11 protein-coding genes and 1 riboswitch are annotated in these 11877 nt (G+C 71.8%); of the genes, 7 read left to right on the plus strand and 4 right to left on the minus strand.

Annotated elements, in window-relative coordinates:
- Positions 1-177: 177 nt before the first annotated feature.
- Together proP and bcp are read right to left on the minus strand one after the other, a co-directional pair.
- The gene (gene proP / locus IF19_RS0125985; protein WP_030193220.1) at positions 178-1674 is read right to left on the minus strand and encodes a glycine betaine/L-proline transporter ProP; all 1497 of its coding nucleotides are present in this window, start codon (positions 1672-1674) and stop codon (positions 178-180) included.
- 181 nt (positions 1675-1855) lie between these two features.
- On the minus strand, positions 1856-2323 hold the full coding sequence (gene bcp / locus IF19_RS0125990) for a thioredoxin-dependent thiol peroxidase (RefSeq protein WP_030113210.1): 468 nt from the start codon (positions 2321-2323) through the stop codon (positions 1856-1858).
- A 143-nt stretch (positions 2324-2466) separates the two neighbouring features.
- Between bcp and IF19_RS0125995 the strand changes: the two genes are divergently transcribed.
- The 3 genes from IF19_RS0125995 to IF19_RS0126005 all read left to right on the plus strand — a co-directional run bounded on the left by IF19_RS0125995 (position 2467) and on the right by IF19_RS0126005 (position 3851).
- Positions 2467-2784: a DUF3618 domain-containing protein gene (locus IF19_RS0125995; RefSeq protein ID WP_030113209.1), complete on the plus strand. Its 318-nt coding sequence runs from the start codon at positions 2467-2469 to the stop codon at positions 2782-2784.
- Between the two features lie 137 nt (positions 2785-2921).
- Positions 2922-3275 carry a GroES family chaperonin gene (locus IF19_RS0126000; protein WP_030113208.1) on the plus strand — a complete coding sequence of 118 codons (354 nt, stop codon included), beginning with the start codon at positions 2922-2924 and terminating at the stop codon, positions 3273-3275.
- Between the two features lie 153 nt (positions 3276-3428).
- Positions 3429-3491, plus strand: a riboswitch (guanidine-III (ykkC-III) riboswitch).
- A 39-nt stretch (positions 3492-3530) separates the two neighbouring features.
- Entirely contained in the window at positions 3531-3851 is a 321-nt protein-coding gene (locus IF19_RS0126005; protein ID WP_030113207.1) for a DMT family transporter, read from the plus strand.
- Between the two features lie 28 nt (positions 3852-3879).
- On the opposite strand, the gene IF19_RS0126010 is transcribed toward IF19_RS0126005, so the two are convergent.
- Positions 3880-6213, minus strand: coding sequence for a transglycosylase domain-containing protein (locus IF19_RS0126010; RefSeq protein WP_030277217.1), 2334 nt, complete (start codon positions 6211-6213; stop codon positions 3880-3882).
- Between the two features lie 218 nt (positions 6214-6431).
- Here IF19_RS0126010 and IF19_RS0126015 point away from each other — a divergent pair, with 218 nt between their 5' ends.
- From IF19_RS0126015 to IF19_RS0126030, 4 genes are all read left to right on the plus strand, one after another.
- On the plus strand, positions 6432-7232 hold the full coding sequence (locus IF19_RS0126015) for an ABC transporter permease (protein WP_030120190.1): 801 nt from the start codon (positions 6432-6434) through the stop codon (positions 7230-7232).
- 79 nt (positions 7233-7311) lie between these two features.
- Positions 7312-8163 (plus strand): ABC transporter permease, encoded by an 852-nt coding sequence (locus IF19_RS0126020; RefSeq protein WP_030113203.1) that lies wholly within the window; start codon positions 7312-7314, stop codon positions 8161-8163.
- Positions 8164-8242: 79 nt separating this feature from the next.
- Entirely contained in the window at positions 8243-9355 is a 1113-nt protein-coding gene (locus IF19_RS0126025; RefSeq protein WP_420833651.1) for an ABC transporter ATP-binding protein, read from the plus strand.
- A 232-nt stretch (positions 9356-9587) separates the two neighbouring features.
- A complete protein-coding gene (locus IF19_RS0126030; protein ID WP_030113201.1) occupies positions 9588-10289 on the plus strand; it encodes a DUF1707 SHOCT-like domain-containing protein in 702 nt (233 codons plus the stop codon).
- Positions 10290-10578: 289 nt separating this feature from the next.
- On the opposite strand, the gene IF19_RS0126035 is transcribed toward IF19_RS0126030, so the two are convergent.
- Positions 10579-11826 carry an SGNH/GDSL hydrolase family protein gene (locus IF19_RS0126035; RefSeq protein ID WP_030277221.1) on the minus strand — a complete coding sequence of 416 codons (1248 nt, stop codon included), beginning with the start codon at positions 11824-11826 and terminating at the stop codon, positions 10579-10581.
- Positions 11827-11877 lie beyond the last annotated feature (51 nt).

Raw genomic sequence — 11877 nt, forward strand, 5'->3', positions numbered from 1 at the left:
AAACGTTCGCGGCCCCGTACGGAGTAACGAACCGTCTATCGGACGGTCACGCGCGAAAAGCGGCGAGGGTGGTGGGGAGCCCGTGCAAAGCGGAACGGCCCGCGCCGCTCGACGCGAGCAGTGCGGGCCGTTCCGCCGAGGGTGCGGGCCGTTCCTCCGGGGGAGGGGCGGGAGGGGTCAGAACTTCGGTTCTGGGGCCTGGGCCTGGATCAGTTCCGCCGCTTCCTCGTCCGTCTCCACCGACGGCGGGGAGCCGATCAGCGGCTGCTGGGCGGTCTCCTTCATGCAGGCCACCGCGATCACGCCGATCAGGGCCGCAGCCATCGCGTAGTACGCCGGCATCAGGTTGGAGCCGGTCCAGCTGATCAGGGCGGTGATCACCAGCGGGGTGGTGCCGCCGAAGATCGACGCGGAGAGGTTGTAGCCGACCGACAGGGAGCCGTAGCGGACGTTCGTCGGGAACAGGGCCGGGAGCGCCGCCGACATCGTGCCGAGCATGCAGACCAGGGAGAGCCCCAGCATCAGCATGCCGATGGTGATCGGGAAGATGCCGTCGATCCGGATGAGGAGGAACGCGGGGAGCGAGAGGAAGAGGAAGCCCAGCATGCCGGCCATCAGCAGCGGCTTGCGGCCGAATCGGTCGGAGAGCTTGCCGACCTGGGCGATGATCAGCATGAGGAACACCATCACCGCGAGCAGGATCAGCAGCCCGTGCGTCTCGCTGTAGCCGAGCTCGTCGGAGAGGTACGTCGGCATGTACGACAGCAGCATGTAGTCGGTGATGTTGTACGCGCCGACCAGGCAGATGCAGAGGATCAGCGTCGGCCAGTACTGCCGGAAGATCTTCGCCAGGTCGCCCTTGGCCGTGGCCTCGACGCTGTCCGCCGCCTCCGTCGCGTGGGCGATGCCGCCCTCCAGCTTCTGGAACGCCGGGGTCTCGTCCAGCTTCAGTCGCAGGTAGAGGCCGACCAAGCCCAGCGGGCCCGCGACGAGGAACGGAATCCTCCACCCCCAGGCTTCCATCTGGGCGTCGGTCAGCAGGGCGTACAGGGCCGTGACCAGGCCCGCCGCGCCGACGTAGCCGGCCAGGGTGCCGAACTCCAGGAAGCTGCCGAAGAACCCGCGCCGCTTGTCGGGGGCGTACTCGGCGATGAACGTCGAGGCGCCGCCGTACTCACCGCCCGTGGAGAAGCCCTGAAGCATCCGGAAGAAGATCAGCAGGACCGCGGCCCAGACGCCGATCGTGTCGTACGAGGGGATCAGGCCGATCGCGAACGTGCCGACGGCCATGAGGATCATCGTGAGCGCGAGGACCTTCTTGCGGCCGAGCTTGTCGCCCATCGGTCCGAAGAACATGCCGCCCAGCGGGCGCACGAGGAAGGCCACGGCGAAGGTGGCGAACGAGGAGAGGAGCTGGGTGGTGTCGTTCCCGGAGGGGAAGAACACGTGCCCGAGGGTGACGGCCAGGTAGGAGTAGATGCCGAAGTCGAACCACTCCATGGCGTTGCCGAGCGAGGCCGCCTTCACGGCCCGCTTGACCGCGGCGTCGTCGGTGACCGTGATGTCCGTCCGGCGCAGCGGAGGGTTCCGCCGCTTGCGGATGGCCCGGAAAAGGGTGGGGTGGCGCTTGACCGCATCGGGGTCGGCCGCCTGGTGCGGGTCGGAGGCCGCCATGGCCGGGTCCTTTCCTCGGAGTGTGTTCCAGGAAAGGCTTCTGCGCGGATGTGACGGTCGCAAACCGACTTTGTGGGCTGATGCGATCTCCGTCACACGATCTCGACAGGTTCTCCGGGCAGGAGAGCATGTCGAGACCGTATGCGGAGCGGGTGATTCCCGGCGGGCGGTCAGGGAGCGGTCAGATGCCCAGGTCCCTGATGATCTTGGCCACGTGGCCGGTCGCCTTCACGTTGTAGAACGCGTGTTCGACCTTGCCCTCCTCGTCGACGACGACGGTGGAGCGGATCACGCCCGTCACCACTTTGCCGTAGAGCTTCTTCTCGCCGAAGGCCCCGTACGCCTCCAAAGTTTCCTTGGCCGGGTCGCCCACCAGGGTGACCTTGAGGTTCTCCGTGTCGCGGAACTTCGCGAGCTTCTCCGGCTTGTCGGGGGAGACGCCGATGACGTCGTAGCCGGCCTGGGCCAGGAGGTCGAGGTTGTCGGTGAAGTCGCAGGCCTGCTTGGTGCATCCGGGGGTGAGCGCGGCCGGGTAGAAGTACACGATGACCTTGCGGCCCTTGTGGTCGGCGAGCGACACCTCGTTGCCGTCGGCGTCGGGAAGGGTGAAGGCGGGAGCGGGGTCGCCGGGCTTCAGTCGCTCGCTCATCTGGTTCTCCTCGGGTGGTGCGCGGGTCGGACGGGACCGAGGGTAATAGGGGTGCCGCCGGGTGTGCGGACGTTCGAGCTGACAGACTGTCGACGAAGGATCCAGACGAAGGTTTACCGGACGACGACCACGGAGGCGGCGCAGTGTCGGATGCCAGGACCCCTGCGCAGATCGAGGCGGACATCATCAGCAGGCGCAAGCAGCTCGCGGTGGTGCTCGACGAGATCGGGGTGCGCGTACACCCGAAGACGATCATCGGAGATGCGAAGGCGAAGGCGGCCCAGTCCGTGGACCGGACGGCCGGCCGCGCGTTCGTCGCGGTGAACCGCTCGGTGTCGGAGGTGAAGGCGCAGTTCGTCGCGGAGGACGGCTCGCCGCGACTGGAGCGCGTGATTCCCGCGGCGCTGCTGGTGGTCGGCGTGGTGGGCCTGATCGCCGTGTCGAAGCGCCGGGGCAGGTAGCGGCACCCGGCCGGCCGGTGGCGCGAAGGCGTCGCGGTGTACGGGGCGGGGCCGGGCGTACCGCCCCGTCGGGGCCGTGCGCCTTCCGGGTGCCCCCGGAAGCGTGCGGTCCGGGGCCCGGCAGGTAGGTTGCGGGCGTGAGCGAGAACACCCACGACACCACGCACGACGACAAGCTGCCGATCCGGATGCTGCACGACCGGGTCCTGGTGCGGAACGACACGGCCGAGGGCGAGCGGCGCTCCGGCGGCGGCATCCTGATCCCGGCGACGGCCGCGGTGGGCCGGCGGCTGGCCTGGGCCGTCGTCGTCGCGGTCGGGCAGAACGTGCGGACGGTCGAGCCCGGTGACCGGGTGCTGTACGACCCCGAGGACCGCGCCGAGGTCGAGGTGCGGGGCGTGGCGTACGTCCTGATGCGGGAGCGCGATCTGCACGCGGTGGCCGCCGACCGGTTCGAGGGGTCGGTGGACTCGACGGGGCTGTATCTGTAGCGACAACGGGGCTGTATCTGTGGCGCGACATCTGTAGCGCGACGCGATCCGCGGCTCGACGGGCCGGTGCCCGTCGTCGGCCGCCGGTGGCCGTGCCGGTCGGCCGGTGTGGTCGTGGGGCCTGGTGACGGTGGTCACCAGGCCCTTTCCCTGTTTTTGCTACGGTGGTGGCACCCGACGAGACGCGCCGTACCGGGCTGGCAAAGACGACGCACCCCGTTTCTGTTCGCGTGGTTCTCGTCGGAGGTGCCTGTCATGGCCTGGGTTCTGTTGATCGTCGCCGGTCTGCTCGAAGTGGGCTGGTCGATCGGGATGAAGTACACCGAGGGGTTCACCCGGCTGTGGCCGAGCGTGTTCACCGGTCTCGGGATCGTGGCGAGCATGGTCCTGCTGTCGCATGCCGCGAAGACGCTGCCGATCGGTACGGCGTACGGGGTGTGGGTCGGCATCGGCGCTGCCGGTGCGGCGATCCTCGGCATGGTGGTGCTGAACGAGCCGGTGACCGCCGCCCGGATCTTCTTCGTCTGTCTGCTGCTGGTGTCCGTGGTCGGCCTGAAGGCGACGTCCGGGCACTGACAGCGCGTCGTCGCCGGTGGCGGGCGGGTCAGCGGGGCGCCCGGGTGCCCCGCGCGCCCTCGCCCGCCGGGCCGCCGTCCGTGCCGCCGCTGTCGGCGTCCGTACCGCCGTCGTTCCCCTCGGTGCCGCCGCCGTCCGTGCCGCCGGTCTCTCCGCCGCCGTCCTCACCCCCGTCCCCGCCTCGGTCCGTGCCGCCGGAGTCGTTGCCTCCGGTCTCGGTGCCGGGGGTGGGCGGGGTGCCGGTGCCGGAATCCGTGGGGGCGGACGGGTCGGGGGTGCCGTCGTCGTCCTCGTCGAGCGGGGCCTCGTCCTCGTCGGAGCCGGGGGCCGGGCGCAGGTCGAACTCCTTGGCCGGGGAGGAGCGGAGGGCCGCCTCGGTGTAGGCGGCCCAGGTCTCGGCCGGTGCGCCGCCGCCGTTGATCCGGGCCTGGCCGAGGGCTCCGTACAGCGGGGCCTGGGCGCCGGTGTCCGGGTTCTGGCCCATCACGGCGACGACGGTCGCGAGGTCCGGGGTGTAACCGGCGAACCAGGCGGCCCGGTCCTCCTCCGCCGTGCCGGTCTTGCCGGCGGCGGGGCGGCCCACCGCCTGGGCGGCCGTGCCGGTGCCGCCCTCGACGACGCCGCGCAGGACGGCGGTGGTGGTGTCGGCGGCCTCGCGGGTGACGGCCTGGGTGGTCGTGCGGGTGGGCAGGTCGACCTCCGTGCCGTCCTTGGTGATCTTGTCGACGAGGACGTGGCGGCCGTGCCGTCCGTGGTCGGCGAGGGTGGCGTACGCCTCGGCCATGTCGAGGACGCTGGCGTTGGCGGTGCCGAGGGCGATGGAGGGGGAGGCGGTGAGGTCGGGGGTGTCGGCGGGGATGCCGAGGGCGACGGCGGTGGCGCGGACCTTCGCGGGGCCGACGTCCTGGGCCATCTGGGCGTACACGGCGTTGACGGACTTGTCGGTGGCGGCGCGCACGGTGATGTCGCCGTAGTCGGCGTCGTCCTCGTTGGCGGGGGCGTAGTCGGTGGGCCCCTGGGGGCCGGTGACGGGGCGTTTGTTGGTGCCGTCGTAGACGGTGTTGGGGGTGATGGGCCGGCCGTCCTGGGTGGCGGAGTGGTTGACGACGGCGGAGGTGAGGACGAACGGCTTGAAGACGGAGCCGACCTGGTAGTCGCGGCGGGTGGCGTTGCTGACGTACTGGCGGGTGTAGTCGATGCCGCCGTACAGGGCGACGACCTCGCCGGTGTCGGGGGCGATCGAGGCGCCGCCGACGCGGACGTTGCGGTCGGCCTTGCGGTCGGGGCTGGTCCGCGTGGTCACGTGGGTGTCGACGGCTTCGACGAAGGCGTCCTGCTTGGCCTTGTCGAGGGTGGTGGTGATGCGGTAGCCGCCGGTGGCGAGGGTCTTGCCGTCGAGGATGCCGCGCTGGTCCAGGTAGTCCTCGACGGCCTGCACGATGTAGCCGCGCTGGCCGGAGAGCCCGGTGGAGGGCCTGGCCTTGCCGGGGGTGGGGAAGCGGCTCTCCGCCCGTTCGGCGGGGGTGAGCCAGTCCTCCTTGACCATGCCGTCCAGGACGTAGTTCCAGCGGTGCCGGGCGGCGGGCCGGTTGTCGGGGTGGGCGACGACGTCGTAGGCGCTGGGGGCGTTGAGCAGGGAGGCGAGGTAGGCGCCTTCGGAGGTGGTGAGGTCCTCGACGTTCTTGCCGTAGTACGCCTGGGCGGCGGCCTGGATGCCGTACGCGTTGCGTCCGAAGTAGCTGGTGTTGAGGTAGCCCTCGAAGATCTGGTCCTTGGTGACCTCGCGGTTGAGCTTGACCGCGATGATGAACTCCTTGGCCTTGCGCAGGAGGGTGCGTTCCTGGCCGAGGTAGTAGTTCTTCACGTACTGCTGGGTGATGGTGGAGCCGCCCTGTTTGCCCTTGCCGGTCGCGGTGTTCCAGCCGGCGCGGGCCATCGCCTTCACGTCCACGGCCCGTTCGGAGTAGAAGTCGCGGTCCTCGGCGGCGAGCACGGCGTGCTGCACGGTCGGGGGGACCTGGGAGAGCTTGACCTTCTCCCGGTTGACGTCGCCGTCGCGGGCGATGACGCTGCCGTCGTTGTAGAGGTAGACGTTCGACTGGGCGGTGGCGGCGGCGTTGGCGGCGGGGATGTCGACGAGCTGGTAGGCGGTGAAGATCGCGGCGCCCAGGAGGAGGGCCAGGCCCAGGAAGGTGCCGAGGGCCGTCCGCCAGGTCGGGATCGCGCGCCGCCAGCCGGTGCGGCGGGGGCGTTTCTTCTTGCCGCCGCCCTTCTTCCCGGATGCCGGTGCGGAACCGTCCGGCTCTGCGGCTGCCGCGCCCGAGGGGTCGCGGGGGGCCCATTGCTGTGGCGCGTCGCTCATGTGGGTGGGACTCCTCGGGCGGGGTCAGTGCCCCCATACTGCCCGTTTGGTCATGGAATCTACGGATATGGCGTCGCGTTCCCTCCTCCGGTCGTCGCCGTGCCCCGGGCCGTGGCGGCGGGGCGTCCGGATATTCGGTCGCGGCGGTCTCCGGGGCCGCACTAGGCTCACGTGCTTTGGTGTCGGGAGCCGGCGGCGGCGGGGGAGAGGGGACGGGTGTGCGGCTCTACGCGGTGGTCGCGGCGGGCGGATTCCGGCGCTACGCCACCTACCGGACGGCGACGGCCGCGGGGGTGTTCACCAACACGGTCTTCGGTTTCATCGTGGCGTACACCTACACCGCCCTGTGGGACGCGCGTCCGCGGCTCGGCGGGTACGACGCGTCCGAGGCGCTGACCTACGTCTGGCTCGGGCAGGCCCTCCTGATGGCCTGCGCCATGATGGGCGGCGGCTTCGAGGACGAACTGGTGGAGCGGATCCGCACGGGGGACGTCGCCGTCGATCTGTACCGGCCCGTCGACCTCCAGCTGTGGTGGCTGGCGGGCGACCTGGGCCGGGCGGCGTTCCATCTGCTGGGCCGGGGCGTCGTGCCGATGGTCCTCGGCGCGCTCGCCTTCGATCTGGCGCTGCCCGGTTCGCCGTGGACCTGGGCGGCGTTCCTCGGCTCGGTGTTCCTGGGCGTGGTGGTCAGCTTCGCGGTGCGCTATCTGGTGGCGCTGTCGGCGTTCTGGCTGATGGACGGGGTGGGCGCGATGCGGATCGTGTCGCTGGCCGGGCTGTTCTTCTCCGGGATGCTGCTGCCGCTGAACCTCTTCCCCGGGCTGCTGGGCGAGGTGGCGCGGGCGCTGCCGTGGTCGTCGCTGCTCCAGGTCCCGGCCGATGTGTTCCTCGGCAAGCACACGGGGTGGGGGCTGGTGGAGGCGTACGCGTTCCAGGGCGGCTGGGCGGTGGTGCTGCTGGTGGCGGGCCGGCTGGTGCAGACGGCGGCGACCAGGAGGGTGGTGGTGCAGGGTGGTTGAGGACGTGGCACGGGCGGACGGGCCGGGTACGGGGACGGCCGCGGTGGACGGGGGCGGTGGCCGGGCTTCCGGGGAGGCCGTGGTCGCGGCCGAGGTGTTCCCCTTCCCGTTCCCGGAGCGGCGCCGGCTGCTGGAGGGCGTACGGGCGTACGGGCTGATCATGGCCATGTGGGTGCGCTCGACGATGGCCTACCGGGCCTCGTTCGCCATGACGGTGTTCGGGGACTTCGCGGTGACGGCCTTCGACTTCGTGACGATCCTGCTGATGTTCTCGCACGTGGACGCGCTGGGCGGCTACAGCCTGCCGGAGATCGCCCTGCTGTACGGGCTGTCGGCCACCGCGTTCGGCCTGTGCGATCTGCTGCTGGGGTCGATGGACCGGGTGGGCCGCCGGGTGCGGGACGGCACGATGGACACCCTGCTGGTGCGGCCGGTCCCGGTGCTGGCGCAGGTCGCGGCGGACCGGTTCGCGCTGCGCCGGGTCGGGCGGATCACCCAGGGGCTGCTGGTGCTCGGGTACGCGCTCGTCACGCTGGACATCGCGTGGACGCCGCTGAAGGTGCTGATGCTGCCGACGATGGTGGTGAGCGGGGCGGCGATCTTCGGGGCGGTCTTCGTGGCGGGGGCGGCCTTCCAGTTCGTCGCCCAGGACGCCTCGGAGGTGCAGAACTCCTTCACGTACGGCGGGACGACGCTGCTCCAGTACCCGCCCACGATCTTCGCGAAGGACCTCGTGCGCGGGGTGACGTTCGTGGTGCCGCTGGCCTTCGTCAGCTGGCTGCCCGCGCTGTACGTGCTGGGCCGGGAGTACCCGGTCGGCCTGCCGCAGTGGGTGGCGTTCCTGCCGCCCCTGGTGGCGGCCGGCTGCTGGGGGCTGGCGGGCCTCGCGTGGCGGACGGGACTGCGGTCGTACCGGAGCACGGGCAGCTGAGGGGGCGGGTGTGAGCGAGAGGGAGACGGACGTGGCGGATACGGCGGGTGAGGCGGGCGGGATGGGGGAGGCGGGCGTGATGGGAGAGGCGGACACGGGGGGAGAGACGGGTGTGGCTGAGGTGGGCGCGGCGGGTGAGCCGGGCTCGGCGGACGTGGCGCGTGGGGTGACGCGGCGGGCGCAGGGGGGCCCGTTGGGGGCGGGTGTGGACGAGGGCGGCTTCATCACCCTCGACGGTGTGGAGAAGGTCTTCCAGGTCCGCCGCCGCACCGGGCTGCTGCGCTCCGAGCGCCGCGAGGTGCGGGCCGTGGACGGGATCAGCTTCCGCGTCGCGCGCGGTGAGGTGGTCGGCTACATCGGTCCGAACGGGGCCGGGAAGTCGACCACGATCAAGATGCTGACCGGCATCCTCACTCCGAGCGGCGGCCGGCTGCGCGTCGCCGGCATCGACCCGTCCCGGGAGCGGACCCGGCTGGCGCACCGCATCGGCGTCGTCTTCGGCCAGCGCACGACGCTCTGGTGGGACCTCCCGCTGCGCGACTCGTACCGGCTGATGCACCGCATGTACCGCATCCCTGACCGGCGTTACCGGGAGAACCTGGACCGCTGCGTGGAACTCCTGGACCTGGGAGAGCTGTTGGAGGTCCCGGTACGGCAACTCTCGTTGGGGCAGCGGATGCGCGGCGACATCGCGGCCGCGTTGCTCCATGATCCGGAGGTGCTGTACCTGGACGAGCCGACGATCGGGCTGGACGTGGTCTCCAAGGTCAAGGTGCGGCAGTTCCTCAAGGACCTGAACGCCGAGCGCGGCACGACGGTCCTGCTGACGACCCACGACCTCACCGACATCGAGCAGTTGTGCAGCCGGGTCATGGTGATCGACCACGGCCGCCTGATGTACGACGGTTCGCTGGCGGGCCTCCACGAGGTGGGGGAGAGCGAGCGCATGCTCGTGGTGGACCTGGAGCGTGAACTCCCGCCGATCCGCCTGGAGTCGGAGGGGGCGGACGGCCGGCCGCCCGTGCGGGTCGTCAAGGTGGAGGGGCCGCGCCAGTGGCTGGCTTTCCCCGCCGCGGCGTCGGCGGCTCCGCTGGTGGCGCGGATCGCCGCGGGGTATCCGCTGGTCGATCTGTCGGTGCGGGAGCCGGACATCGAGGCCGTGATCGCGAGGATGTACGAGTCCGCGCCCTGAGGGGCGTGGCCCGCCACGGGCGGGGCGGGGCGGGCCGGGTCCGGGTTGGCCCACCCGGGGGCGGCTCCGGACGGGCCTGGCCGGTACCGGGTGGGTCCGCGGCCGGTACTCGGCGGTTCCGGGTGTGGCGTGGCTGGCTCGGCGTGGCGCGCGGTGGGTTGCGGGCCGGTAACTCTGGGCCTGGGACAGGTGTGTTCAATAGGCTGCGGGTATGACAAGTGAACGTCCGGACATGCGCGCCTCCGATACCGAGCGCGAGCGGATCGCGGAGCTGTTGCGCGAGGCCGTGGCCGAGGGCCGACTGGATATGGACGAGTTCGACCAGCGCCTCGAAACCGCCTACAAAGCCCGTACGCACGGGGAGTTGGAACCGCTGGTCCATGACCTCCCGGCGCCGGGGTCGGCCGTCGCCCCGGTGGGCTCCACCGCCCCCGCCCCGCTGCGGGGCTCCGCCGCGAACTGGCCCGCGCGGATCGGCGGGACCGCGACCTCGAAGGGCGCCTTCGCCCTCTGGGGCGGGTTCAACCGGAAGGGCCGCTGGACGGTGGGCCGGATGTTCACCGCGTTCGCGATGTGGGGCGGCGGCGAGATCGACCTGCGCGAGGCGAACTTCGAGGACCGCGAGACCGTGATCCGCTGCATCACGATCATGGGCGGGATCCATGTGACCGCGCCGCCGGAGCTGAACGTCGAGGTCCGGGGCATCGGCATCATGGGCGGCTTCGGCGAGGGCTCCAACGAGGAGGGCGAGCCCGCCCCGGAGGCCCCGCGCGTGCGGATCACCGGCTTCGCCCTGATGGGCGGCGTCGGCGTGGACCGCAAGCGGACGAAGGCGGAGCGCCGCCGGCTGAAGGAGGCGCGGGAGGCGGAGCTGGAAGCACGCAGCCGCAGTGGGCTGGAGGGCCCCCGGGACGGCTTCCGCAAGGAACTCTGAGGGGGCCGGCGGGCCGACGGGCCGGGGCCGGGCACCTGGGGCGCCGAGTCGCAGGGCGGCGAGCGGGAGACAGGCACCTGGGGCGGCGAGCGGGGGGGGGCAGGCATGAGGGAAGCCGGCCGCAGGGCGCCGAGCGGGAACCGGGGCGGGGAGCCGGCGTCCGTGCCCCCGACGCCCCTGACGCGGCCGACGCCCCCGACGCCTCCACGGTCGACGCCCCCGAGACCGCTGCTCCCGAGCCGGTCTGCGGTCCCGCTGCCCGGTGCGCCGCCCTCACCGTTCGTCCCGGTCAGAGCTCGTCGGTGCGGGGCGCCCCGGCCCGGTCCAGCAGCTTCAGGTCCACGTGGTCGCCCAGCGCGCGGTAGCCGTCGTCGTTGAAGTGCAGGTGGTCGCCCGAGTCGTACGCGGGGAGGACGCGGTCGGGCGCGGCGGGGTCCCGTACGACCGCGTCGAAGTCCACGTACGCGTCGAACACCGCGCCCGCCCGAATCTGTTCGTTGACGGCCAGGCGGACGGCGTTGCGCTGGGGCGTCCAGGAGCGGTAGCCCTCGAACGGGGTCAGCGTCGCGCCGATCACCGTGAGCCCGCGGGCGTGCGCCCGGTCGGTGAGGGCGCGCAGGCCGTCCACGATGCGCTGCGCGTCGGTCTCCTGGGGGGACTGCTGCACGTCGTTGATGCCGAGGGCGATGACGACCGTCCGGGCCCCGGCGACCGACAGGACGTCGCGGTCGAACCGGTCGGTGGCCGACTGGCTGGCCGAGCCGAGGCCCGTGCCCGCGATCCGGTTGCCCGCGATGCCGGCGTTGGCGACCCCGTACCGGCCGCGCAGCCGGTCGGCGAGGACGTCCGGCCAGCGGGTGTTGGCGTCGGTGGTGGATCCGCTGCCGGCGGTCAGCGAGTCGCCGAGGGCGACGACCGCGCCGTGCGTGCGCTCGCTGCGGACGTCCACGGCGGTGAGGTAGCGCCAGTTGGTGGTGGTGAAGGTGCCGCGTCCGTCGATCAGGTACGAGGTCTGGTGGGAGTTGGGGTGGTAGGTGACCGGGCCGCCTCCCTGCGGGGTGCGGAAGCCGACCTGGAGGTCGGAGTCGGGGGCGACGGGTACCGCCACCGGATCGCTGACGACCCGTCCGCCCGCCGCGACGGTGACGGTCGCGGCGCCCTTGAAGGTCACCGGCCTGGTGTTGACCGTGGCCTGATCCACCACCAGGGGGGTGGTTCCGAAGAGGTTCGACAGCGTGATGCGGGCGACCTCGCCGCCGATGCTGGTGTGCACGACGTTACGGATGGTGCTTCCGGGGAACCCGTTCTCGGTGCCCGGCTCGGCGCGGACGGGCGCGGTGGTCCAGGTGGCGACCCAGGCGCCGCCCGAGGCGGCGGGAGCGGCCGGGTTGCGGGCCGCCGCCTGCGTCTCGGCGGACGGCCGCGGTGCGGAACGGGGGCCGGAGAGCAGCGTCGTGCTGAAGGCGACGGCGACGGCGAGCATGGCGGTGCCCGCCACGAGGGCGATGAGCAGGGCATACCCCTGGCGCCTGGGCATCTGCGGTGATTCTCCTTGTGATGGTCGTACTGATCCCATGATGCGGCAGGT

The organism is Streptomyces californicus, assembly GCF_000717645.1.
Classification (GTDB): domain Bacteria; phylum Actinomycetota; class Actinomycetes; order Streptomycetales; family Streptomycetaceae; genus Streptomyces; species Streptomyces californicus.

Excerpts from the sequence above, each read along its gene's own strand:
- IF19_RS0126030 (WP_030113201.1), top strand. The coding sequence starts at position 9,588 with ATGCGCGCCTCCGATACCGAGCGCGAGCGGATCGCGGAGCTGTTGCGC.
- IF19_RS0126035 (WP_030277221.1), bottom strand. The coding sequence starts at position 11,826 with ATGCCCAGGCGCCAGGGGTATGCCCTGCTCATCGCCCTCGTGGCGGGC.
- IF19_RS0126005 (WP_030113207.1), top strand. The coding sequence starts at position 3,531 with ATGGCCTGGGTTCTGTTGATCGTCGCCGGTCTGCTCGAAGTGGGCTGG.
- proP (WP_030193220.1), bottom strand. The coding sequence starts at position 1,674 with ATGGCGGCCTCCGACCCGCACCAGGCGGCCGACCCCGATGCGGTCAAG.
- IF19_RS0126010 (WP_030277217.1), bottom strand. The coding sequence starts at position 6,213 with ATGAGCGACGCGCCACAGCAATGGGCCCCCCGCGACCCCTCGGGCGCG.
- bcp (WP_030113210.1), bottom strand. The coding sequence starts at position 2,323 with ATGAGCGAGCGACTGAAGCCCGGCGACCCCGCTCCCGCCTTCACCCTT.
- IF19_RS0126025 (WP_420833651.1), top strand. The coding sequence starts at position 8,243 with ATGGGAGAGGCGGACACGGGGGGAGAGACGGGTGTGGCTGAGGTGGGC.